This window comes from Bradyrhizobium sp. U531 (genome assembly GCF_051710265.1).
Lineage (GTDB): Bacteria > Pseudomonadota > Alphaproteobacteria > Rhizobiales > Xanthobacteraceae > Bradyrhizobium.
Map to the genome: position 1 here is coordinate 629,898 of NZ_JASVEN010000003.1, position 23,482 is coordinate 653,379.

Consider the following 23,482-nt stretch of genomic DNA (forward strand, 5'->3'; position numbering starts at 1 on the left):
AGCGTTCTGGGCCCCGGCTCAGCAGCGCATCACTACGTGCTGCGCTGCGTCCGGGGCACGAGAGCGTGCTACCCCCGCTTCGCGCGGTCCTTCTCGTTCTGCGCCATGATGCTGTCGCGCGCGGTTTTCCAGTCGTCGTCGCTCCAGTCGCGGAGCTGGTAGAAATTTCCGCCCATCGCGAGCGCCTGGGCGCCGTCCATGGCGATGGTCTCGCCGTTGATCCAGTCGCAGCCGCCGGAGATCAGGAACGTCGCGAGGTTCTGCAGCTCCTCCATGGTGCCGACGCGGCCCATCGGGTTCATCGCCTTGGTGCGGGCGCCGGCCTCATCGCCGGGCTTGATGCGCTTGCTCATGCCCTCGGTCGGGATTTCGCCGGGCGCGATGGTGTTGAGGCGGATGCCGTGGCGGCCCCATTCGGTCGCGAGCGACATCGTCATGGCGTGGATCGCCGACTTGCTCATCGCCGACGGCACCACGTAGGGCGAGCCGTTGCGCACCCAGGTCACGGTGATCGAGACGACGTTGCCGGGTTGCTTCGCCGCGACCCAGCGCTTGCCGACCGCATGGGTCACGTAGAACGTGCCGTGCATGACGATGTTGGCGACCGCGTCGAAGCCGCGCGGCGACAGCTCCTCGGTGCGCGAGATGAAATTGCCGGCGGCGTTGTTGATGAGGTCGGTGAGGCCGCCGTCGCGGAAGATGTTCTCGACCATCTCCTCGACCGCGAGCGAATTGCGGATGTCGACGCCGTGGCTGGTGACCTTGCCGCCATAAAGATCCATCAGCTCGGTCGCGGTCTCGTCGCAGACGATCTTGCGCCGGCCGCAGATGTGCACTTCGGCGCCGAGCTGGAGGAAGCGTGCCGCCATCGACTTGCCGAGACCGGTGCCGCCGCCGGTCACGAGAATACGCCGCCCAGCCAGAAGATTTTCCTTGAACATGGCTGTTTCTCCCGTACGGATTGTCAGTTAATTGGTCGATTGACTAAATCCGGCCGCCGTCTTTCTGTAAAGCGGCACCGAACAAGAACAGGCAAAAACTGAGGAGAATTCATCCATGGAAGAGCGCGTCTCGATCTCGATCTCGGAAGGCGTCGCCGACGTGCGCCTGGTGCGCGCGGACAAGATGAATGCGCTCGATCAGGCTATGTTCGAGGCTCTCGTCGCCGCAACCGACCGGCTTTCGAAGGAAAAAGGCGTCCGTGTCGTCGTGCTCTCCGGCGAGGGCCGCGCCTTCTGCGCCGGCCTCGACATGGGGCGTTTTGCCGCCATGAAGGAAGGCGGCGGCAACGGAATTCCGGGTGGCGAAAATCGCGACCTCACCAAGCGCACGCATGGCCAGGCGAACTTCCCGCAGCAGGCGGTATGGGGGTGGCGCCAATTGCCGGTGCCAGTGATCGCTGCGATCCAGGGCGTTGCCTTCGGCGGTGGCTTCCAGCTCGCACTCGGCGCCGACATGCGCTTCCTCACGCCCGATGCGCGGATGTCGATCATGGAGATCAAATGGGGTCTCGTGCCCGACATGGCGGGCACGCCGATCCTCGCAAGCCTCGTGCGCGACGACATCCTGCGCGATCTCACCTACACCGGCCGCATCTTCTCCGCGCAGGAGGCGATGGCTTACGGCCTCGCCACGCGCATCTGCGACGACCCGCGCGCTGCGGCGCTCGAGGTCGCGCGCGAGATCGCCGGCAAGAGCCCCGATGCGATTCGCGCGGCCAAGCGGCTGCTCAACAATCTTTCGGTCGATCCGGGCCCGGCGCTGCTCGCGGAATCGGTCGAGCAGCAGAAGCTGATCGGCAGCGCCAACCAGACCGAGGCGGTGCGCTCCAATCTGGAGAAGCGCGCGGCGAAGTATGCGGATTGAGTTCGTCATTCCGGGGCGATGCGTAGCATCGGGCCCGGAATCCATAACCCCGGCTCGTGGTTATGGATTCCGGGCCTGCGCCTTCGGCGCATCCCGGAATGACGGCTGAGATTGTGGTCAAGGTGTTCAACCCGACGAAAGATCGGAATACAACAATGAGTGAAACGTCCCAATTCCTCGGCATCGTCTCCGGCGACCGCCGCCGCACCCACACTGAGGTCGCAGCCCGCGCCGATCGCATCGCCTCGGGCCTTGCGAAGATCGGCGTCCGCCAGGGCGACTGCGTCTGCATGCTGATGCGCAACGACATCGCCTTCATCGAGGCGGCCTATGCCGCCATGCGGCTCGGGGCTTACGGCGTGCCGATCAACTGGCACTTCAAGCCGGAAGAGATCAATTACATCCTTGGCGACACCGGCACGTCCGTGCTGATCGGCCATGCCGACATGCTGCACGCCCTGCGCGATGCGATTCCCGCAGGCGTCACCGTGCTCAGCGTGCCAACGCCGCCCGAGATCCTGTCCAGCTACAAGATCGATCCGGATCACCTGAAGACACCGGATTTCGCGATCGATTTCGAACCCTGGCTCGCACAATTCCAGCCCTATGACGGCCCGGTCGTGCCGCAGCCAATGAACATGATCTACACCTCGGGCACGACGGGCCATCCCAAGGGCGTCCGCCGCAACGCGCCGACGCCGGAGCAGCAGGCTGCGGGCGAGCGGATGCGCGCGATGATCTATGGGCTCAAGCCCGGCGCTCGCGCGATCCTGCCGGGCCCGCTCTATCATTCCGCGCCGAATTCCTTCGGCATCCGCGCCGGCAAGCTCGGCGGCGCCTTGGTGCTGATGCCGCGCTTCGAGCCTGAGGAATTCCTGGACGCGATCGAGCGGTACAGGATCGACACCATCTTCATGGTGCCGACCATGTTCATCCGCCTGATGAAGCTGCCGGAGGCGGTGCGCAAGAGATACGACGTCTCCTCGCTGCGCCACGTCATCCACGCCGCCGCGCCGTGCCCGGCCGACGTCAAGCGCGCCATGATCGAATGGTGGGGTCCGGTGATCTACGAATTCTACGGCTCGACCGAATCCAGCGCCGTCACCTTCGCAACATCAGAGGATGCGCTGAAGAAGCCCGGCACCGTCGGCAAGATATCGCCCGGCGCGGAGCTGCGCTTCCTCGGCGATGACGGCCGCGTGCTCGGCGTCGGCGAAATCGGCGAGATCTATTCCCGCATGGCCGCGCTTGCCGACTTCACTTACCACAATAAACCGGAGAAGCGCGCCGAGATCGACTGCGACGGTTTCATCACCTCCGGCGACGTCGGCTATATCGATGCGGACGGCTACGTCTTCATCTGCGACCGCAAGCGCGACATGGTGATCTCGGGCGGCGTCAACATCTATCCGGCCGAGATCGAATCCGTGCTGCATGCCGTGCCCGGCGTGCATGATTGCGCGGTGTTCGGCATCCCCGATGCCGAATTCGGCGAGGCGCTGATGGCGGTGGTGGAGCCGCAGCCGGGTGTTGCCCTCGATGCCGCCGGTGTGCGCGCCGCGCTGAAGGCGCATCTCGCCGACTACAAAGTTCCAAAACACATCGAGATCCGCTCGGGATTGCCGCGCGAGGATTCCGGCAAGATCTTCAAGCGCCGCCTGCGCGATCCCTATTGGGAGCAGGCGGGACGGAAGATTTGACAGTTTGTAGCCCGGATGAGCGAAGCGATATCCGGGACAGTGTGAGTTATGATCCCGGATGTCGCTGCGCTCATCCGGGCTACAAGAGCGGGGGATTCCCATGAGCGACGCGGCTGACCAGACCAACGAAGTCCTCTACTCCGTCGCCGACCACATCGCGACCATCACGCTGAACGCGCCGGAGCGGATGAACACGATCTCCGGCCCGATGCTGAACGATCTGGCGCGGCTGCTCACCGAAGCCAACGAGGACAAGAACGTCCGCGTCGTCATCCTCACCGGCAAGGGCAGGGCGTTCTGCGCCGGGCTCGACCTGCGCAAGGAGCGCGACGGCAACGGCCTGTCCGCCGCGTCCTCGCCGACCACGATCAATTTGCGCAACACGCCGCCGACGGTGCTGCAGGCGATGGACAAGCCGACCATCTGCGCCGTCAACGGCGGCGCGGCCGGCTATGGCATGGACACCGCGCTCGGCTGCGACATCCGCATCATGGCGGAATCCTCAAAGCTCGCCGCGGCCTTCGTCAAGCGCGGCGTGGTGCCGGAATCCGGCGGCACCTGGCTGCTGCCGCGCATGCTCGGCTGGGCCAAGGCCTCCGAGCTGATCTTCACCGGCCGCACGCTGAGCGCCCGCGAGTGCCTGGACTGGGGCCTCGCCAACGAGGTCGTGCCGGATGCCGAGCTGATGAGCCGCGCCACCGCGGTCGCCCGTGAAATCGCCGCCAACGCGCCGCTCGCGGTGCAGGCCTCCAAGCGCATGATGCGGATGGGCCTCAACGAGAATTTCCACGACCACGTCCACCACGTCTATCTCCAGCTGCTGCCGCTGTTCAAAACCCAGGACATGGCGGAGGGCATGAAGGCGTTCATGGAGAAGCGCGAGCCGAATTTCGAGGGGCGGTAACCCCGTAGCCCGTAGCGGCCGTCTTAGCAGAGACAGATTTCGATCCTATATAGGGTGATCATCCACTTGCGGATCATCCCATGACCCCCGTCTCCATGCTGCTCAACATCCTCTGGATCCTCATCGGCGGCGCCTGGATGGCGTTCGGCTGGCTGGTGGCCGCGGTCATCATGGCCGTCACCATCATCGGCCTGCCCTGGGCGCGCGCGGCGTTCAACATCGCGATCTACACGCTGCTGCCGTTCGGCTCGCGCGCGGTCAGCCGCTACGATGTCACGGGGATCGAGGATATCGGCACCGGCCCGCTCGGGGTGATCGGCAACATCATCTGGTTCGTGCTCGCCGGCTGGTGGCTGGCGCTCGGCCACCTCCTGACTGCTCTCGTGCTCGCGGTCACCATCATCGGTATTCCCTTTGCCTGGGCGCATCTCAAGCTCGCGGGCATCGCGCTCTGGCCGATCGGCAAGGTGATCGTGCCCGCCTGAGGCGCGCACGACCGGCTGTTCCATTCATCGTCCGTCAGAACCGCGCGCGTGCGCTGACGCGGACCGTCCGGCCCTGGCCCGGCGAGATGTTGTTGTTGCCGTCGGCCGTCGCCCAATAGCTCTTGTTGAAGATGTTCTCGACATTGAGCTGCGCGCTCCAGGTCTGGTCGATCTTGGCGAACAGGCCCGCGTCGAACCGCCAGAAGCCGGGAAGACGGACGCTGTCGTCGGACGATGCGAAGGAATCCGAGAAATAGATCGCGCCGAGCGAGGCGGCCCATCGGGCGTCGATCTGGTACTTGTTCCACCAGGCAAACTGGTTGTACGGCACGAGCTGCACGCGATTGCCTGGGACGATCGTCGCGGAGGTCGCGCTGGTGATGCGTGCGTCGGTATAGGCGTAGCCGAAGGTGGTCTGCCAATCCGGTGTGACGAAGCCCGTCACGGCCGCCTCGGCGCCGCGGATCTTGTGGGCGCCGCTCGGGAAGAAGAAGCCGGGATTGCTTGGGTCCGCGATCGGCACGTTGCTTCGGTTCAGCTCGAAGGCCGCCGCCGTGAACAAGAGCTTGGGATTGATGTTCCACTTGACGCCGACTTCCGTGTTCGCGAACTTCTGAGGCTCGAGCACGAGCGTGCCGGGGTTCAGCGCGCTGAACTGGTCCCCCGACGCCGGCAAATATGAAATGCTCCAGGCCGTGTAGATCGAGAGATCGTCGATCGGCTTGACGATGATCGCGGCCCGCGGCGAGACTTTCTCGTCGACCCTGCCGCGGCTGATGCTGCTGTTGAGATCGAGCGCCGACAGGTCGAAGCTGTCATAGCGCGCGCCGACGAAGAGCTGCAGCCAGCGGGTCAGTTCGATCTGGTCCTGCGCATATCCCGAGGCGATGTTCAGCCGGTATTTGCTGTTGGCGTCGCTAGGCAAATGCGTGAACACGACCGGCCCGAAATAGGTCGGGTTGAACGGATTGACCGTGTCAAAAAGCTTGCCGCCATTGTTCGGGAAGGTGCCTGAATCGCGCCGGCTCAGCCCGGTCTGCCGGCCGAACTCGGTGCCGAACGCGATGGTGTGGAGCACCGGCCCGGTCGCCGTCTTGTAGACGAAATCGGTCTGGTTGAAGGCGTTTTCGCGCGGCGTGTCGTTCTGATAGGCATTGAGCGACACGGTGGAGAGATCGGGCGTCACCGCGCCGCCACCCGGGCCGCCGCCGGTGCCGCCGGGATAGACGTTGCGGTAGCCGCGATTGTAGTCGGCATAGAGCGTCGAATTCTTCACCGTCAGGCCATTGCCGAAATCGTGCTCGACGACGGCCATGCCGGTCTGCACTTCGACCCTGGCGCTGTTGTAGAGCGGGCTGCCGAAGAAGGTGGTGAGGTCGCCGTTCGGTGCGAACGGCACGGTGGGATTGAAGCGCGTCGCCCCGCCGGGCACGCCGAGCGAGGGGTTGCCGCGATCGGCGAGGCGAAAATCGTGGTAGAATTCGTAAGACAGCTTCACCTTGGTGTCGTCGGTCGGCTTCAACGTTACCGTGGGGTTGAACCCGTAGCGTTCGAAGTGGCCGTAGTCGCGGAACGTGTCGCTGTTCTCGTAGAAGGTGTTGAGCCGCACCGCGACGTTTTCGTTGACCGCTTGTCCCGCGTCGAGCGAGACGCGCTTGTTGCTGTAGGAGCCGGTCTGCATCGTCGCTTCGTAGATCCGCTGACCGTCGGCTTCCTTCAGGGTGCGGTTGACGAGGCCTCCGCCGGCGCCGCGTCCGAACGTCAGCGCGCTCGGCCCTTTCAACACCTCGATGCTCTGGGTGTTGTAGAGGTCGCGGAAATACTGGACGTCATCGCGGAAGCCGTTGACGTAGAAGTTCGCGCTGGAGTTCACGCCCCGGATCACCAGCTCGTCGCGATTGCCTTCGCCCTGGTGGATCGCCACGCCGGGGACGTAGCGGGTCACGTCGGTGAGCGTCTGGAAGGATTGGTCGCGGATGTAGTCCTTGGTCAGGACCGTGACCGACTGCGGAATGTTGACGATCTTGGTGTTGGTCTTGGTCGCCGTCGCCGTGCTGTCCGAATAGACTCCGACGGTGCCGGTGCGGGCGTCCTGGGTCGGGCCGAATGTCGGCTTTTCCGCCGGCGCGTTGTCAGGTCTGCGAGCGACCTGGGCTCTGCGGGTGCGGCCCGCCGGCGATCGTCGCGACGTCGAATTGACCGAGCGCGGTCTGTTGTCCGGCGCGGTCACCGTCACGGCAGGCAGGTTCGCGCCAGGCGCGGCCGACTGGGCTCCCGCCGTCGTCGCCATGCCGCCGACCCCCAGCGCGATCGCGCTCGTCAGCATGATCGTCGTCGCCGACATGTGCCGATATGATGGTGTGCTCGAACTTGCCTTCGACATGGATGCCCCCCAACGCGTGATCGGCGGTCTTACGCAGAGGCGCTTTCGAGCGTCTAGGCGTCGGCCGTCACAGGGCTTCCAGTCTTTGGAATGGAATAAATCGAGAAATGCTTGTTTGGAATCGATCTAACTCGCGCGTGGGCGAAGAAAACATTTCTATTCAGTGTCTTATCGTTTCCAGCGTGTGCGTCGCGAAATATCTCCGGCGCGAATCCATCCGTCCTCAGGCACTTTAGAATTGCTCTCAAAGCTTGGGGAGCGGCACGATCGGCCGTCAGGGCTCGCGTGCCCAGCGGTAACCCGTGGCCCGCGTGCACGCGTCAGATAGGTCGGGCGAAGCGAAACCCATCGACCCGTTCGCCGATGGCGATGCGTGATGGGCTTCGCAAAGGCGCTGCCCATCCTGCGTGTGCTGTCAGATGCATGATGAGCTCTGTTGCAGTCCGTCGCTGATTTTGTATTCTCATTCTCTCCAAGCTCGGGAGTGGAGAGCCAAATGGCGCTTCTTCGCCAATTCCTTGCTCTGTTGATCCTCGCTTTGATGGCTGGATCAGCAGGCGCCGCTACGCCGGCGGAGATCGTCCGTAAATGGGGATTGATTGGCAGATGGGCCATCGACTGCGCCGTACCGGTTCAACGCGGCGCGAATAACGGCGTGGCCTATGAGATCACGAGGGAAGGTCGTCTCATCTACCGGCAGGATCCCGCTGACAGGGATCGCGGGTACGAGGTCGTGGAGGTGACGAGAGGCGAAAACAACATGCTCATCCTCCACACGGAGTTTCCCAATTTTCAAAAAACACGTGAAAACGGAATTGTCTTGCAGGCGGATGGGACGCTGCGGTCGATCTATAACCGGGACGAAGCCGGCAATTACACCGTACGCGACGGCCGCTTCGTCGCATCCGGACGGGAGACTTTGGGGCTGCATCGCTGCGAGGAAGGCATCTAGCTCGTGGGGTGGGGAGAGCGCGAGCAGAACCCATCGACCCGTCTTCCGATGACGGAGCATGATGGGTTTCGCTAAGCCCTACTCATTCTGCGCGCTACGCTGCTTGGCCCTCAGATCTCCTTCCACCAATGCCAGCTGGCAGCCATGGCCAGGAGGCCCAATGCGCCGGTGAAGGCCGTGGCGTTGTGGGAGCCGATGCGGTCGGCAAGCCAGCCCAGCCAGAAGAAGCCGAGCGGACCGATGCCGATGCAGACGGTGAGGACGCCGAGGATGCGCGAGCGCATCTCGGGCGGGGAGGCGAGGTAGACCAGCGTGGCCTGCATCGTTCCAAAGCCGGCGCCGCCGATCCCTGTCACGATCAAGGCCGCACCCGCCAGCGTCGGGCTTTGCGACAGCGCGAAAGTCACGACCGTGACCATGTAGCAGAGCACACCGCCGACGAAGGCCCGGCCGTACCATTTCGGGGTGAGCCACAGCGCGAGCACGAGTGCGCCTGCGAAAGCGCCGATCCCGTCCATGGTCGCGAGCAGGCCGACGCCCTCCGGGCCCAGATGCAGGCGATCGCGCCCGATCACCGGGATCATGCTGGTGAACGGCCAGGCAAAGACATTGTAGATGATGGTCACGATCAGCACGCCGCGGATGCGCTTGTCGCTGCGAGCCAGGGCGAGACCCTCGGCGATGCGCGTCAGCACGGGCCCCGTCTGCGCAGCGTGAGCCGCACGTGCGCGGATCGTCAGAACAGCCGCCAGCGCCGCGCAGTACATCAGCGTGCTCAACAGCAGGACGCCCTGCAGCCCCGCCCCGGCGAGCAGGGTCCCGCCGATCACCGGGCCGACCATGCGGCTTGCATTGCTGGCGCCGACATCGAGCGACATCGCGAGGCTCATCTTGTCGCGGCCGACGGCCTCGCCGATCATCACGCGCCGTACCGGGTTGTCGGTGCACCAGCCGCAGCCGTTGACGAAGCTGGCAAAGGCGAGATGCCAGATCTCGAGCCGTCCGGTCGCGTTCAGGATCGCCAGGATCGCGGAGGTGCCGGCCATCAGAGCGACGACGACGAACAGCATTCGGCCGCGGTCAAGCCGCTCGGCGAGCGCGCCGAGAAACACGCCGAACAGACCCATCGGCAGCAGGCGGAGCATGGTCATCATCGCGACCAGAAACGCCGACTCGGTGCGCTGGTAGACGACGATCCCGACCGCGACGGTCTCGACCCAGCGCACGGTGGCGACGATCAGCCCAATCCACCACAATCGCCAGAAGTCCGGTGCGTCGATGATCCGCCGGAACGGCGATGTCTTCACGGGATCGCTTCCTCAACGGGCACTCCTTGGCCCTTGTCCTTCAACTAGCGGAAGCTCGCCGGTCGAAACAGGCCCTTTTCAGCAACCGACCGATCTGGAAACCGGCCCTTGACAGGGCGGCAGCCGCAAACTCGCAGCAACTCGTAGGATGGGTAGAGCGCAGCGAAACCCATCGTCCCGTCCGCCGATGACGCGACGTTATGGGTTTCGCTGCGCTCCAGCGGCATATCCCCTCTAGGCGGCCCGCCGTCAGTATCGTTTTGCCACGAACAGATCGCCGTTGAAATTGACATGCATGCCGAGGTGTTGCCGGCCCTTGGTCAGCGACTGGATCTCGTTCTCGATCGCGTCGGTCAGTGCTGAAAGCTTGACGATGCCCTGCGCGTCGGCTGCTCCGGCGAGTGCGTCCAGGAAGGCCTGAGCGAGAGCGCCATGCTTCCAGTCCGGGAGCTCTTCCGACAATTCGTTCCTTCTGGACGAGGTCAGAACGGTGACGTTTTCGAGATCCATGGCATCCCGAAGGACCTTGGCGTCGGGGTCGGTGGCCCAACCTTGGGCACCGATCGCGCCGGAATGGCAGGCGTCGAGCAACAGCAGAACCTTTCCATGATTGGCGAGCGCCTGCACCTTCTTGGCAAATTCGCTCGCCGAGACCCCGCTCTTCATGCTCTTGTTCCGTGATCCCGCATCGAAGTCATACGGGATGATGTAGAACTGCCCGTCGATCATCAGGCCGTGGCTCGAAATAAGAATGACGGCAAGGTCCTGACCCGGATCACCTTTTGCCACGGCTTGCGCCATGGCGTCGAGCGCGTCGAGAATGGCCGCGCCGCCAGCCTTGCTGTTGGGGAGATATGTCAAGCTGACGTCGGCGTAGAGACTGGCCTTGCCGGGGCCGCCTTTCTGACTTTCGAGAAGTGCGGTCGCGACGTCGTGTGCGTCCTTGACGGCGTAGTCGAGGTGCAGGTCTCCTGCCTTGTCGTCGAACTTGTCGATGCCGATCGTCAAGACATGGAGTACCCCGCCCGGCGGCTTGGCGCTTGCGGTCTTGGCCTGAACGTCAAATCTCGCCTTCGTAACTTCGTCGATGCCGATCGCCCGCGCGGTCTCGAGCTGGTCCAGGACGAGAGGCAACGTATTTGGCCGATGTAGCCTGGCGATGGCGGAAACCGGAAGCGACGTCGCGGCGTTGTCGGGGCCGTGGTTTACCATCCACTTTAGAACATGCCCGGCATCTGGCGTCGCCTCATAGAAGCCTTCGGGAGTCCAGAGCACCCAGTCCCACTTGGTGGGATCACTCTTGTTCCGGAGGACCTGCAAGGCAAGGATTTCGTGTCCGTCGGCGGCGCGATGCCAGCGAAGTGTTCCGTCGGTATAAGCCGCAACGACGATCCGCCCATCTTCACTGGCATTCACTGCGAGAACTTCGCCTCGACCAAAGTAGGACCATATGACGGATCCTGCATCGTCGAACGCCCTGAGCGCCCAGTGCGTGCCGAGAAAGAAGCGCTTCCCGTCCGTAGCGATGGCGAGGCTGCGCGCCATCTCATTTGCGATCGGAAGTACGCGGCCGTTCAGCGTCGTGTAATTTTCGTCCTCCCAGTGGAGAATCGCCAAGCCTTTGCGAAACGGCGCAATGGTGACCCCGTCATCGATGGGGGAGCTGGATAACGTCAGTGACCTCGCATCGAATCTCAAGACGGGCCCTCCCGATCGGGCCGCGCTGAAATCGATGACCTTGCCATCCCGGGAAACACGCACGCTGTCGGCCGGACCGGTTACGGGCAGGATCGGCGAGGTAACGGTCCACACTATCTCTTCTTGCGCATCCAAGAGGCAGAGGGAAGGTGTTTGCAGGGCAACAATGACTCGTCCCTCCGGCAGGGTGTTGATGCCACTCATCGCTGTCACGAAGCACCGGGTCGTAATGCGGCGTTCGTCGGCTAGCCCGCCCCCGTCCCACGCCAGGAGAACTACATTCCCTTGGGGATCGACCACGGAGCCGCCGGCAAACAAGGTTTGACCATCGCGGGACCACGCAACCATGGTGAAACCGAAAAAGGATCCCCTGACGCCTGCGGGGCTGTGTCCGCCTATGCGTTCAAGCGTACTTCCGTCCAGGATATCGACCACGGCCTCCCAGTAGCCGATGGCCAGTCGGGTGCCGTCCGGACTGAAACCTATTCCATAGGGGTAAGTTCCGCTCGCTGCCTGGACGGGCTCGCCGACGCGTTGAAAATTCGGATGCTCGGCGGCGGGATCATAACGATACAAACGTATGAAGCCATCGCTGCTCGAAGTTGCGAGGCGGCCGTCGCGCGTGAACGATGCCCCAAAGCTGCTCTTTCCATAATGATCCTCGCGGAAGATCTCGCCCCAGTGCTTGTCGCGGTCGAAGACTCGCAGCCCTTGCGTATCGGCAAACAAGACGGCAAGGAAACGACCGTCAGGAGAAAATTGCAGGCGTTTGGCATCAGCTGGAACGTCGCCGCTAATCCGCTGAATGAGATTTCCCGATTCGCGATCGAACAGGTAGACCGGGCTGTCACCAATGGTTCTCTCGGTTCTGCCGCCCACCGCGAGCATGGCTCCGTCCGCACTTATCGCCACCGTAGACACATTGCCTACTCTCCCAGGGCCGCTGGGAATCCAGATCGTGCGCAACAGCTTGCCATCGGCGACCGACCAGACCCGTACCGTGCGATCAGCGCTGCTTGTGACCGCAAAGTGACCAGCGGCATCGACGGCTTGCGACGCAATCGCGGCCGAGTGCATGCCGGGATCGACGGCGAGCACCGGGCGATCGTAGAGATCTGTTCCGTCCTTCGATACCTGACCCTGCGCCGGCACACTCGCGAAGACCGAGACCGCCAAGGCCCAAAGGGCGACGGCTATTGCGCGGTGATGTCTCCGAAATTGGGCCATTTCGCTGCCTCCAACTGGGCCTTCGTCGTCTCGAGTTCGAGCTTGTCCTTTTCGACATGGCGCGTCCAAAGGGCGCCGACGCCCTCGGAAATCGCCTTCATCAGCGGTTCGACCAAGCTCTTGGCGACTTCTTCCCACACACCTTTGGTGTTGGGAGTGATCGTCTTGACGGCGGAGTCACAGATCTCTTTGAGGCCCTTTCCCGACGCCTCGAGGCTGGTTCGAACTGTCGGCAGGTTGTTGGGATTGCCACCTTCGACGAGGGCGGTCGTTAGCCCGGCAATGACCCCGTCCATCTCTCCCTTCGCCATCCCATAGGTCAGCCGCGCGCTCGCGAGAGCAGCTTTGTCCCCGCTGGACTTGAGCACCTCGACACAAGTGGTCGCTTGGGTCCGAGCCTTGGCGAGTAGGCCGGTCACTTCTGGCCAACCGAGCGGGGCTGGCTGCGCGACACCAATCGCTACGGGGAAGACGGTGGCCAAAGCAAAGACAGCAATTCTTTTCATGGCGGAACATCCTCAAATATGCACGACAGTGAATGAGTAACTGCTAAACCGCATTTGCATCGGCGACCGCCGCGCGAGCGGTCGTGTCAGCGTCAAGGGCCTCTTGAAATAATGCCAGCGTGCGTACGTCCGTGGTCGAGCCGGGCCCCTGTCTAGAACAGTATACCACTGGTTGCACCGAGACGAATAGAGCCGCGATGCCATGACCCGTCCGGATTGACCCAATCCCTCGCGTCGCCCGACGGGCAAAACACGCCATGGGCAGGTCAAGGGACAGGATGCAAAATATTCTGATTGAACGAAATATCCGTTTCGGCTAAACCGCATTCCATCCCGGCCCGTCAAAGGGGCGTTTCGCGATCGTCACGATACGAAGGCCGGGTTGCGATGGATGCGGCGGCGCCGGCGCGTGACGGGATGGCAGGGCGGGTAGTCCCCGTGAGCCGTCACGATCCGCGGTACGACACGGCGCGGTCACAGCGTTTCGTTTCGGCATCGGGGGCGAGCACGCGCGAGCTTCCGATTGTCCGGGGCGAGACGTCCGCGGTCGGCAAAAGCGTGTGGTCCTGGCGCCCGCAGTCTGGCGTCAAGGCTTGCGGCGATGTGGCGGCCAACCGGCGCGCGCATCGATCAGCCGCGAGGCGACGGGGGCAATAGTGCATCGCTCCCCGGGGAGAGCGCGCCATAAACCGTAACACCATTGCGCAGGGAAGGCCGGGCGTCCGGCGTCACCTGTGGTCAACCCCGCGTGCGTCTTGTCGCGTGCGGACCTCGGGTGCCAGCCGGCGCCCGGCCTTCCCTGCGTCCTCTGTTCTCGATGAGGGCGAAACGGACAGCAAAGCTCGGGCGGAATACGCCGCGAGGACGCGAAGGTGTGTTTGGCGAGGGAAGATGCGAGCTGGAAAAAAGGCGATTGCAACTTGCTCCGTCATTGCGAGCGCAGCGAAGCAATCCAGAGTCTTTCCGCCGCGGCAGTCTGGATTGCTTCGCTGCGCTCGCAATGACGTTGTGGAGGCCTTTGCGTCGAGACACCGCTCTCGTGCCCCGGACGCAGCGCAGCGCGGCGCGCCTTCGCGACGTGGTGCGCTGCAGAGCCGGGGCCCATCTCTCCAAATGTACCGTGTGGCTTCCTGGGTCCCGGCTCTGCGCAGCAACGCAAAAGGCGTTGCGGCGCGTCCGGGACACAGACGGCCGCCAGTGTGCGCCGCTCCCAAGTTCATCTTGCGCTGCGGTAGAAAAATATCGCACACTCGACAGGCCGGGGAGCCACAGGGAGCTCTGCAAGAGGAGCGAGCCATGTCCCTCCAGACCGTATCATCCGATAGCGCCGAATCCCGTGCCAACCGGCCCGAGGACGTCCAGGTCACGGAAGCGGAGGCGCGGCTGCGCGACGACATCCGCCTGCTCGGACGCATCCTCGGCGACACCGTGCGCGACCAGGAGGGCGCCGAATTGTTCGACCTGGTGGAGCGTATCCGCCAGACCTCGATCCGGTTCCACCGCGACGAGGACCGGCTCGCCCGCCGCGAGCTCGAGCAGATCCTCGACAGCATGTCGACCTCGGAGACGGTGCGGATCGTCCGCGCCTTCAGCTATTTCTCCCACCTCGCCAACATCGCCGAGGACCAGAACAACATCCGCCAGATGCGCGCCCGCAGCGCCGCCAAGGAGACCAGGGCGCGCGGCGGCTCCGGTGTGCTGGCGGACACGCTCGCCCATGCCAGGGATGCCGGCATCGGCGCCGATCAGCTCCGTGCCTTCTTCAAGACCGCCCTGGTCAGCCCCGTGCTCACCGCGCACCCGACCGAGGTGCGCCGCAAGAGCACCATGGACCGCGAGATGGAGGTGGCAGGATTGCTCGACCGCCGCGAACGCGTCGCGCTCACCGCGGAGGAGGCCGATGCCAGCGACGAGCAGCTTCGCCGCGAGGTGCTGACGCTGTGGCAGACCAACCTCTTGCGCCGGACCAAGCTGACCGTGCTCGACGAGGTCGCCAACGGCCTGTCGTTCTACGACTACACTTTCCTGCGCGAGGTGCCGCGCCTCGTCAACGCGCTGGAAGACCGGCTGGAGGAGGGCGGCGAGCAGGCGGCTTCCGAGCTCGCCTCGTTCCTGCGCATGGGGAGCTGGATCGGCGGCGACCGCGACGGCAATCCCTTCGTCACCGCCGACGTGATGCGCGGCACGTTGCGGCTGCAGTCGAGCCGGGTGATGCAGTTCTATCTCAACGAGCTGCACGTGCTCGGCTCGGAATTGTCGATCGCGGCGCATCTGGCCGACGTCTCCGAGGAGCTGCGCACCCTCGCCGAGCGCTCGCCGGACACCTCGCCGCACCGCAGCGGAGAGCCCTACCGTCTGGCGGTGTCGGGCATCTATGCCCGCCTGACCGCGACGGCCGAGAAGCTCGAGGTCGAGATCACACGCCGGCCGGTCGGCAAGGGCGCGCCTTACGCGAGCGTGAAGGAGTTGCAGGCTGATCTCGACGTGCTGCACCGCTCGCTGATCTCCAACAATGCCCGCGTCATCGCGCGTGGCCGGCTGCGGCTGCTCAGGCGCGCAGTGGACTGCTTCGGCTTCCATCTGGCGCGGCTCGACATCCGCCAGAACTCGGCGGTGCACGAGCGCACCATCGCCGAGCTGATGGATGCCGCCAATCCCGGCATGTCCTATCTCGCCCTCGGCGAGGAGGCGCGCATCTCGCTGCTCACCAACGAGCTGCGTTCGACGCGCGCGCTGGTCTCACCCTTCGTCAAATACAGCGACGAGACCATGGGCGAGCTCAACGTGTTTCATTCCGCGGCGGAAGCGCATGCCAAGTTCGGATCGGACGCCATTCCCCAATGCATCATCTCGATGTGCAAGGGCATGTCCGACATGCTCGAGGTCGCGGTGCTCTTGAAAGAGGTCGGCCTCGTTCATCCCTCCGGCCGCAGCGCCATCAACATCGTGCCGTTGTTCGAAACCATCGAGGATCTGCAGGCCTCGAGTGGCATCATGGACCGCATGCTGTCGCTGCACGATTACCGTCGTCTGGTCGACAGCCGCGGCAGCGTGCAGGAGGTCATGCTCGGCTATTCCGACTCGAACAAGGATGGCGGCTTCGTCACCTCGGGCTGGGAGCTCTACAAGGCCGAGATCAATCTCGTCGAAGTGTTCGAGCGCCATCACGTGCGCTTGCGCCTGTTCCACGGCCGCGGCGGCTCTGTGGGGCGCGGCGGCGGTCCGAGCTATGACGCCATCATCGCCCAGCCGGGCGGGGCGGTGAACGGCCAGATCCGCATCACCGAGCAGGGCGAGATCATCTCGTCGAAATATTCCAACGCCGAGGTCGGCCGCAACAATCTGGAGATTCTCGCCGCCGCGACGCTGGAGGCGAGCCTCCTGCATCCGCGCCAGAGCGCGCCGCGCCGCGAATATCTCACCGCGATGGACGAGCTGTCGAACCTCGCCTTCAAAGCCTATCGCGGCCTCGTCTACGAGACCGAAGGCTTCGTCGATTATTTCTGGTCGTCGACCGTCATCAACGAGATCGCGACGCTGAACATCGGGAGCCGTCCGGCCTCGCGCAAGAAGACCCGCGCGATCGAGGATCTGCGCGCGATCCCCTGGGTGTTCTCCTGGGCGCAGTGCCGCCTGATGCTGCCGGGCTGGTACGGCTTCGGCAGCGCGGTCGAGCAGTGGATCGCCGCCCATCCAGAGCAGGGCATGCCGTTCCTCAAAGAGCTGTACAGGGAATGGCCGTTCTTCCGCATGCTGCTGTCGAACATGGACATGGTGCTCGCGAAAAGCTCGATCGCGATCGCCTCGCGCTATGCCGAATTGGTGCCGGACGAAGCCTTGCGCGAAAAGATCTTCGGCCGCATCCGCCGCGAATGGCACGCCTCGATCGAGAGCCTGCTCGACATCATGGGCCAGGACCGCTTGCTGCAGGGCAATCCGCTGCTGGAGCGCTCCGTGCGTCACCGCTTCCCCTATCTCGATCCGCTCAACCACGTGCAGGTCGAGCTCCTGAGAGAGCATCGCGCGCAGAACCCGGACGAGCAGGTGCTGCGCGGGATTCAGCTGACGATCAACGGGATCTCGGCGGGATTGAGGAATACGGGATAGTCCCAACCAGTCATTCCGGGGCGCGCGAAGCGCGAACCCGGAATCCCGAGATTCCGGGTCTGGTCCTTCCGGATCAGCCCGGAATGACAGCATCGTCTCACGGCTTCATCGCGCCCTGCACGCTGGTGTAGACCGCATAGAGCGACGTCGAGCCGCAGATATAGAGCCTGTTACGCTGCTGGCCGCCAAAGCAGAGATTGGCCACGGTCTCCGGAATGTGGATCTTTCCGAGCAGATCGCCCGACGGCGTATAGCAGCGCACGCCGTCCTCGTTCGGATCGCCCCAGCCGACCGAGCACCAGACCCGCCCCTCGGTGTCGCAGCGGATGCCGTCGGTAATGCTGGGCTTGGGCATCTCCGCGAAGACCTTGCTGTTCGAGACCTTGCCGCCGGCGACGTCGAGGTCGAACACGCGGATATGCGAAGGGTTGTCCGGCCCGTCCGTGAAGCCGGTCTCGCAGACATAGAGCTTCTTCTCGTCGGGCGAGATCGTGATGCCGTTGGGCTCGACGAAATCGTCGGCGACGACCTTGACCTCGCCGGACTTCGGATCGACCCGGTAGACGTTCTTCTTCTCCTGCTCGGGCTCGGCCTTGATGCCCTCGTAAAATCCGCCGATGCCGTAGGCGGGGTCGCTGAACCAGATCGCGCCGTCGGCCGTGACGACCGCATCGTTCGGAGAGTTCAGCCGCTTGCCGTTGAACTTGTCGGCGATGACGGTGATCGAGCCGTCGAGCTCGGTCCGCGTCACGCGCCGGCCGCTGTGCTCGCAGGTAATCAGGCGCCCTTCGCGGTCGATGGTGTTGCCGTTGGAGTTCATCGACGGCTGCCGGTAGACGCTGAGATGGCCGTCATCCTCCGAGAAGCGCATGATGCGGTTGTTCGGGATGTCGCTGAACAACAGATAGCGCCCCGCCGCGAAATAGACCGGGCCCTCGGCCCAGCGGAAGCCGGTCGCGACCCGCTCGACGGCCATCGTGCCGGCGAAGGCGGGGAAGCCGGGAGGGCCGAACGTCGGCGGTCCTTTCTTGGCGGATTCCAGGTGAGCGTCGGGGTAGCGGCTGCCGGGCAACGGTCCGAGCGGCAGCGGCGCCGTCGACATCGTCGGTGCGCCGGTCTGGCCGAGGGGCGCGACGGACGCTGCGCCGGCGGCGCCGATGGACATGCCGGTCGCCGCGACTGCGGCGGCGCCTTTCAACAAGGTGCGGCGGGCGAGAACGGGCTCGCCAGCACCGGTGGTGATAGGAAGTCGTGTCGTCATGGTCGCCTCCCGTTTTTTTTGTTGGGAGGAAACCATCCGCCTGCATTCGGGCGTAAAGCGGGCGATCTCCGGTCGGACAACCGGAGATCGCAATGCAGCAAGAGCCGGAAATGCGGCTAGACGGGGTCCCAGGTGAAGATGTCGGCGGAGCGGTCGAGCTTGTAGAACGAGCCCTTCAGCGCCGGCATGCCGTGTTCGGCGATCGATTGCGGCGTCCAGCCCTCGCTCCGCTGCACCGAGCGGATCGGCCGGTTCTGGCTGAACAGGAAGATCTCGTTCATGCGCACGCCGAAGATCTGCCCGGTGACGTCCTTGGCGGAATCGGAGATCAAATAGCCGCACAGCGGGGCGATCTTTTCCGGGCCCATCTGCTTGATCTTTTCGACCCGCGCCTTCTCCGCGTCGGTCTCGGTGGGGATCGTGCCGATCATGCGCGTCCAGGCGAACGGCGAGACGCAGTTGGAGCGGACGTTGAAGCGGCCCATGTCGAGCGCGATCGACTTGGAGAGGCCGACGATGCCGAGCTTGGCCGCGGCGTAATTGGCCTGGCCGAAATTGCCGATCAGGCCGGAGGTCGAGGTGAAGTGCACGAAGGAGCCGCTCTCCTGCTCGCGGAAGATGCGCGCCGCGGCGTGGCTGACATAGAACGAGCCCATCAGGTGCACCTTGATGACGGCCTCGAACGCTTCCACGCTCATCTTGTGGAAGATCATGTCGCGCAAAATGCCGGCATTGTTGACGACGCCGTCGAGCCGGCCGAAATGATCGGTCGCGGTCTTGACGATCTTGTTGGCGGGGATTGCCTCCGCGACGCTTTCGAAATTGGCGACCGCGGTGCCGCCACGCTTTTTGATCTCCTCGACCACCTCTTCGGCCGGAGCGGCGTTCGAGCCGGCACCGTCGGCGGCGCCGCCGGGATCGTTGACGACGACCTTGGCGCCTTCCGCCGCACACAGCAGCGCGATCTCGCGCCCGATGCCGCGGCCTGCGCCGGTGACGATGATGACCTTGTCCTGCAGTGATTTGCTCATGTCATGCCTCCTGTTTTGCCCGTCATTCCGGGATGGTGCGAAGCACCAGACCCGGAATCTCGAGATTCCGGGTTCGCGCTGCGCGCGCCCCGGAATGACGGTGCGTTACCTCTCGTTCGTAAACACGATCGTGCCCGACGCGGCGAACATGCCGCCGACGCCGTGGCACACCGAAATCTTCGCGTTCGGCACCTGCGCCGGCGCGATGCCGCGCATCTGGCGCACGCTCTCCTGCAGCGCGTACATGCCGTACATGCCCGAATGCATGTAGCTCAAGCCGCCGCCATTGGTGTTGAGCGGCAGCTTGCCCCCGGGCCGCGTATTGCCGTCCGCGATGAACTTGCCGGTCTCCTCATGCGGCATGAAGCCGAGGTCGCCGAGGCCGAACAGCGGCAGATGCGCAAACGCGTCGTAAATCATAAGATGGTCGACGTCCTTGTGCGCGATGCCGGCCTCCTTGAACGCCAGCGGCCCGGCGGTCTTGAACGCGCGCGAGGAGTTGAACGTCTCCATCTGGCTGACCATCGGCGTCTCCACGCTCTCGCCGGTGCCCATGATGTAGACGGGCTTGCGCGGAAAATCCTTGGCGCGGTCGGCCGAGGTCAGGATCAGCGCGCCGCCGCCGTCGGTGACGAGGCAGCATTGCAGCAGGCGAAACGGATAGGCGATCATGCGCGAGTTGAGCACGTCGGCGACCGTGATCGGGTCCTTCATCATCGCGCGCGGATTCTTCGCCGCCCATTCCCGCTGCACGACGGCGACCGAGGCAAGCTGCTCGTGGGTGATGCCGTAGGTCTTCATGAAGCGCAGCACGGGGATCGGGAACATGCTGGGCGGGCCGTAGACGCCGTAGGGCGCCTCGAACTGGCCTTGCAGGCTGTCGGCGGGGATCGAGCGCGGCGCCTTGCCGATCATCGACTTGCCGCTCTCGGCATGGGTGATCAGCACGGTCTTGCACAGCCCGGCCTCGATCGCGGCCGCCGCGTGGCGGACATGCAGCATGAACGAGCAGCCGCCGACCGAGGTGCCGTCTACCCAGGTCGGCTTGATGCCGAGATAGTGGCAGACCTGCTGCGGCGTCTCGACCGCGGTCGCAAAGCCGTCGATGTCGGAGAGCTTCAGGCCGGCATCGGCAATGGCGTTGAGCGCGGCATCCGCGTGCAGCTGCAGCTGCGAGGCGTTGGGGATGACACCGAGCTCGGTGGTCTCGGCCGCGCCGACGACGGCAACCTGGTTCCTGCGCATTGCCTTACCCCTTCGCCGGACGGAACACGGGGAGGGTGATCTTGTCGTCGATCGCCTCGAAGGCGACCTCGAGCTTCATGTCGAGCTCGAGGGCTTCGGGTGTCTGCGGGCAATCGATGATGTTGCTCATCATCCGCGGGCCCTCGTCGAGCTCGACCACCGCGATCGCATAAGGCGGCGTGAAGCCGGGCGCGGCGGGACGGTGGTTGATCACGTAGCTGTAGAGGAAACCCTTGCCGCTCGCCTTGAACACCGAGACCTTGCGCGAGGCGCAGGTCGGGCAGAACGGACGCGGCGGAAAGTAGACATGCGCGCAGGCGTCGCAGCGCTGCAGGCGCAACTCACCGGCTTTGGCGCCATCCCAGAAATGCTGCGTCTCCGGCGTCGGCTTGGGACGCGCGCGCTGTGGTTCGGCCATCTCGAAAAGCCCTCCCAAACGGCAGGCTTCACGCCCGCCTGTTTCAATCTTGATGCGACAATCGACCATGGTGCGTCAACGGTCCAGCAATACGCATGCATGCCATCATGCGCACAATGCTTGTGTCGAACTGAGGCAGCGCTATAGATTGCGCGCGACAATATTCCGTGAGACAGACATGCCCGATTTTCCGACACTGGCGAAGCTCGCCGAAGACCTCGAAAGCGGCCGCACGACCTCCCGAAAGCTGGTCGAGGCGTGCATCGCCAGGATCGCCGATCCCGCCGGCGAGGGGCAGCGCACCTTCATCCATGTCGACAAGGACGCCGCGCTGGCGGCAGCCGACGCGATGGACGGCCTGCGCAAGGTCAAGGCGGCGCCGTCGCGCTATGCCGGCATCCCGATCTCGATCAAGGACCTGTTCGACATCAAGGGCCAGGTGACGCGCGCCGGCTCCCGCGCCCTCGACGATTCCCCGCCGGCCGAGCAGGACGCCGCCACGGTGGCACGGCTGCGCAAGGCCGGCTTCGTCGTCATCGGCCGCACCAACATGACCGAGTTCGCCTATTCCGGCATCGGCATCAATCCGCATTACGGGACGCCCAAGGGCGCCTGGAACCGGGCCGAGGGCTATGTGCCCGGCGGCTCGTCCTCGGGGGCCGCGGTCTCCGTGCTCGACGGCATGGCGCATGCCGGACTCGGCACCGACACCGGCGGCTCCTGCCGCATTCCCGCGGCCTATAACGGCATCGTCGGCTACAAGCCGACGCAGCGCCGCGTGCCACTCGACGGCTCGGTGCCGCTGTCGTCCTCGCTCGACAGCATCGGGCCGCTGGCGCGATCGGTCAACTGCTGTGCCATACTCGACGCGGTGCTTGCGGGCGAGCCGATCACGGCGCTGAAGCCGCGCCCGGTGAAGGGCATGCGGCTCGCGGTGCCGACCACGATCGCGCTCGACGATCTCGACGCCGAGGTCTCCGAGACCTTCGAGCGCGCGTTGACATCGCTGGCCGACCACGGCGCCATCATCGAGAGGATCGAGATGGCCGAATTCCACGATATCGGCCCGATGAATGCCAAGGGCGGCTTCGCGGCGTCCGAGAGCTATGCCTGGCACCGCTATCTCATCACCTCGAAGGGCGCCGTCTACGACCCCCGCGTCTCCGTCCGCATCATGCGCGGCGAGGCGCAGAGCGCGGCCGACTATATCGACCTGCTCAACGAGCGCCGCTCGCTGATCGCCCGCGTCAACGCCCGCATCGCGCCCTATGACGCCCTGGTGCTGCCGACCACCGCCAACACGCCGCCGAAGATTTCAGATTTGGCGGACGACAAGGCGTTCACCAAGGAAAATCTGCGCGCGCTGCGCAACTGCACGCTGATCAACATGATCGACGGCTGCGCCATCTCGCTGCCCGCGCATCGCCAGGGCGACGTCCCGGTCGGCCTGATGCTCGCGGGGGCAGGCGGCTCGGACCGTCGTATCTTTGAACTTGCTGCCGGCATGGAGGCCGTCATTCGTGTTTGATCTCACTTTCGTCGTCGATGCCCAGGACACCACCACGCCGCTGACGCTGGCGATCGACCAGATGGTCATCGCCGGCTGGACCGGCCGCGATCCCGTCGCGCGCGACAAGCACATCAAGGAGCTGCAGGAGATGGGCATCGCCCCGCCGGCCTCGACGCCGATCTACTATCGCGGCGCGGCGCGGCGGCTGACCCAGGAGGACAGCATCGAATGCACCGGCGGCGATTCCTCCGGTGAGGTCGAATTCGTGCTGATCGGCTGGCAGGGGCGCATCTTCGTCGGCTGCGGCTCCGACCACACCGACCGCAAGGTCGAGGCCTATAGCGTCACGGTCTCCAAGCAGATGTGCGACAAGCCGGTCGCCTCCACGCTGTGGGAGCTGGAGGATGTCATCGGCCATTGGGACAAGATGATCCTGCGCTCCTACGCCACCATCAAGGGCGAGCGCGTGCTGTACCAGGAGGGTACGCTGGATGCGATGCTGCCGGTCAAGGACCTCATCGCGCGCGGCTTCGAAGGCGGAAAATTCCCCGACGGCTGCGCCATGTTCGGCGGCACGTTTGCGGCCAAGGGCGGCATCCGTCCGGCAGAGCGGTTCGACTTCGAGTTGGAAGACCCCGTGCTGAAGCGCACGATCAGGCACGGCTACGACGTGGTGACGCTGCCGGTGCGGGGCTAGCTCGCTCCTCAAGCGACGGTCTCGTAGGGTGGGCAAAGCGAAAGCGTGCCCACGTCTTGCGAGGACGTGGGCACGGCGCTTCGCGCCTTTGCCTACCCTACGAGATCTCGCTGCTGGTGCGGGAGCCGATCTCTCTCCACGTCATTGCGAGCGAAGCGAAGCAATCCAGAATCTTTCCATGGAAC

At 64.5% G+C, this 23,482-nt stretch carries 17 protein-coding genes; 8 read left to right on the forward strand and 9 right to left on the reverse strand.

Going from position 1 to position 23,482, the window contains the following annotated elements:
- Positions 1 to 68 precede the first annotated feature (68 nt).
- A complete protein-coding gene (locus QRQ56_RS19160) occupies positions 69 to 941 on the reverse strand; it encodes an SDR family oxidoreductase (protein WP_438742223.1) in 873 nt (290 codons plus the stop codon).
- Positions 942 to 1,056: 115 nt separating this feature from the next.
- Here QRQ56_RS19160 and QRQ56_RS19165 point away from each other — a divergent pair, with 115 nt between their 5' ends.
- The 4 genes from QRQ56_RS19165 (at position 1,057) to QRQ56_RS19180 (ending at position 4,955) form a co-directional block, all read left to right on the forward strand.
- Complete coding sequence (locus QRQ56_RS19165; protein WP_438742225.1) at positions 1,057 to 1,866, forward strand: crotonase/enoyl-CoA hydratase family protein; 810 nt, start codon at positions 1,057 to 1,059, stop codon at positions 1,864 to 1,866.
- A gap of 155 nt (positions 1,867 to 2,021) precedes the next feature.
- Entirely contained in the window at positions 2,022 to 3,566 is a 1,545-nt protein-coding gene (locus QRQ56_RS19170) for an acyl-CoA synthetase (protein WP_438742227.1), read from the forward strand.
- Between the two features lie 100 nt (positions 3,567 to 3,666).
- The gene (locus QRQ56_RS19175; protein WP_438742229.1) at positions 3,667 to 4,470 is read left to right on the forward strand and encodes an enoyl-CoA hydratase/isomerase family protein; all 804 of its coding nucleotides are present in this window, start codon (positions 3,667 to 3,669) and stop codon (positions 4,468 to 4,470) included.
- Between the two features lie 80 nt (positions 4,471 to 4,550).
- Entirely contained in the window at positions 4,551 to 4,955 is a 405-nt protein-coding gene (locus QRQ56_RS19180; protein WP_438742232.1) for a YccF domain-containing protein, read from the forward strand.
- 34 nt (positions 4,956 to 4,989) lie between these two features.
- Here QRQ56_RS19180 and QRQ56_RS19185 read toward each other — a convergent pair whose 3' ends face one another.
- A complete protein-coding gene (locus QRQ56_RS19185) occupies positions 4,990 to 7,338 on the reverse strand; it encodes a TonB-dependent receptor (RefSeq protein ID WP_438742234.1) in 2,349 nt (782 codons plus the stop codon).
- Positions 7,339 to 7,834: 496 nt separating this feature from the next.
- Between QRQ56_RS19185 and QRQ56_RS19190 the strand changes: the two genes are divergently transcribed.
- Positions 7,835 to 8,290, forward strand: a complete 456-nt coding sequence (locus tag QRQ56_RS19190) for a hypothetical protein (RefSeq protein WP_438742236.1) — start codon at positions 7,835 to 7,837, stop codon at positions 8,288 to 8,290.
- Between the two features lie 110 nt (positions 8,291 to 8,400).
- Here the strand turns inward: QRQ56_RS19190 and QRQ56_RS19195 are convergent, their stop codons facing one another.
- From QRQ56_RS19195 to QRQ56_RS19205, 3 genes are all read right to left on the reverse strand, one after another.
- The gene (locus QRQ56_RS19195; protein WP_438742237.1) at positions 8,401 to 9,597 is read right to left on the reverse strand and encodes an MFS transporter; all 1,197 of its coding nucleotides are present in this window, start codon (positions 9,595 to 9,597) and stop codon (positions 8,401 to 8,403) included.
- A 249-nt stretch (positions 9,598 to 9,846) separates the two neighbouring features.
- Positions 9,847 to 12,522, reverse strand: a complete 2,676-nt coding sequence (locus tag QRQ56_RS19200) for a hypothetical protein (protein ID WP_438742239.1) — start codon at positions 12,520 to 12,522, stop codon at positions 9,847 to 9,849.
- Positions 12,489 to 13,028, reverse strand: coding sequence for a hypothetical protein (locus QRQ56_RS19205; RefSeq protein ID WP_438742241.1), 540 nt, complete (start codon positions 13,026 to 13,028; stop codon positions 12,489 to 12,491). Before QRQ56_RS19205 ends, QRQ56_RS19200 begins: the two co-directional genes overlap by 34 nt.
- A gap of 1,296 nt (positions 13,029 to 14,324) precedes the next feature.
- On the opposite strand from QRQ56_RS19205, the gene ppc reads away from it, so the two are divergent.
- A complete protein-coding gene (ppc, locus tag QRQ56_RS19210; protein WP_438742242.1) occupies positions 14,325 to 17,135 on the forward strand; it encodes a phosphoenolpyruvate carboxylase in 2,811 nt (936 codons plus the stop codon).
- A gap of 97 nt (positions 17,136 to 17,232) precedes the next feature.
- Here ppc and QRQ56_RS19215 read toward each other — a convergent pair whose 3' ends face one another.
- From QRQ56_RS19215 to QRQ56_RS19230, 4 genes are all read right to left on the reverse strand, one after another.
- Complete coding sequence (locus QRQ56_RS19215; RefSeq protein ID WP_438742244.1) at positions 17,233 to 18,396, reverse strand: SMP-30/gluconolactonase/LRE family protein; 1,164 nt, start codon at positions 18,394 to 18,396, stop codon at positions 17,233 to 17,235.
- 116 nt (positions 18,397 to 18,512) lie between these two features.
- The gene (locus tag QRQ56_RS19220) at positions 18,513 to 19,427 is read right to left on the reverse strand and encodes an SDR family oxidoreductase (RefSeq protein WP_438742246.1); all 915 of its coding nucleotides are present in this window, start codon (positions 19,425 to 19,427) and stop codon (positions 18,513 to 18,515) included.
- Between the two features lie 105 nt (positions 19,428 to 19,532).
- Positions 19,533 to 20,672, reverse strand: coding sequence for a thiolase C-terminal domain-containing protein (locus QRQ56_RS19225; protein ID WP_438742248.1), 1,140 nt, complete (start codon positions 20,670 to 20,672; stop codon positions 19,533 to 19,535).
- A gap of 4 nt (positions 20,673 to 20,676) precedes the next feature.
- Positions 20,677 to 21,090 (reverse strand): Zn-ribbon domain-containing OB-fold protein, encoded by a 414-nt coding sequence (locus tag QRQ56_RS19230; RefSeq protein ID WP_438742250.1) that lies wholly within the window; start codon positions 21,088 to 21,090, stop codon positions 20,677 to 20,679.
- Between the two features lie 178 nt (positions 21,091 to 21,268).
- Here QRQ56_RS19230 and QRQ56_RS19235 point away from each other — a divergent pair, with 178 nt between their 5' ends.
- Together QRQ56_RS19235 and QRQ56_RS19240 are read left to right on the forward strand one after the other, a co-directional pair.
- Complete coding sequence (locus tag QRQ56_RS19235; RefSeq protein WP_438742252.1) at positions 21,269 to 22,618, forward strand: amidase; 1,350 nt, start codon at positions 21,269 to 21,271, stop codon at positions 22,616 to 22,618.
- Complete coding sequence (locus QRQ56_RS19240) at positions 22,611 to 23,297, forward strand: DUF2848 domain-containing protein (RefSeq protein WP_438742253.1); 687 nt, start codon at positions 22,611 to 22,613, stop codon at positions 23,295 to 23,297. The genes QRQ56_RS19235 and QRQ56_RS19240 overlap by 8 nt, the downstream gene beginning before the upstream one ends.
- Positions 23,298 to 23,482: the final 185 nt, after the last annotated feature.

Bases quoted from the DNA above. Each gene is read 5' to 3' on its own strand.
- QRQ56_RS19160 (WP_438742223.1), bottom strand. From the start codon at position 941: ATGTTCAAGGAAAATCTTCTGGCTGGGCGGCGTATTCTCGTGACCGGC.
- QRQ56_RS19165 (WP_438742225.1), top strand. From the start codon at position 1,057: ATGGAAGAGCGCGTCTCGATCTCGATCTCGGAAGGCGTCGCCGACGTG.
- QRQ56_RS19170 (WP_438742227.1), top strand. From the start codon at position 2,022: ATGAGTGAAACGTCCCAATTCCTCGGCATCGTCTCCGGCGACCGCCGC.
- QRQ56_RS19175 (WP_438742229.1), top strand. From the start codon at position 3,667: ATGAGCGACGCGGCTGACCAGACCAACGAAGTCCTCTACTCCGTCGCC.
- QRQ56_RS19180 (WP_438742232.1), top strand. From the start codon at position 4,551: ATGACCCCCGTCTCCATGCTGCTCAACATCCTCTGGATCCTCATCGGC.
- QRQ56_RS19185 (WP_438742234.1), bottom strand. From the start codon at position 7,338: ATGTCGAAGGCAAGTTCGAGCACACCATCATATCGGCACATGTCGGCG.
- QRQ56_RS19190 (WP_438742236.1), top strand. From the start codon at position 7,835: ATGGCGCTTCTTCGCCAATTCCTTGCTCTGTTGATCCTCGCTTTGATG.
- QRQ56_RS19200 (WP_438742239.1), bottom strand. From the start codon at position 12,522: ATGGCCCAATTTCGGAGACATCACCGCGCAATAGCCGTCGCCCTTTGG.
- QRQ56_RS19205 (WP_438742241.1), bottom strand. From the start codon at position 13,028: ATGAAAAGAATTGCTGTCTTTGCTTTGGCCACCGTCTTCCCCGTAGCG.
- ppc (WP_438742242.1), top strand. From the start codon at position 14,325: ATGTCCCTCCAGACCGTATCATCCGATAGCGCCGAATCCCGTGCCAAC.
- QRQ56_RS19215 (WP_438742244.1), bottom strand. From the start codon at position 18,396: ATGACGACACGACTTCCTATCACCACCGGTGCTGGCGAGCCCGTTCTC.
- QRQ56_RS19220 (WP_438742246.1), bottom strand. From the start codon at position 19,427: ATGAGCAAATCACTGCAGGACAAGGTCATCATCGTCACCGGCGCAGGC.
- QRQ56_RS19225 (WP_438742248.1), bottom strand. From the start codon at position 20,672: ATGCGCAGGAACCAGGTTGCCGTCGTCGGCGCGGCCGAGACCACCGAG.
- QRQ56_RS19230 (WP_438742250.1), bottom strand. From the start codon at position 21,090: ATGGCCGAACCACAGCGCGCGCGTCCCAAGCCGACGCCGGAGACGCAG.
- QRQ56_RS19235 (WP_438742252.1), top strand. From the start codon at position 21,269: ATGCCCGATTTTCCGACACTGGCGAAGCTCGCCGAAGACCTCGAAAGC.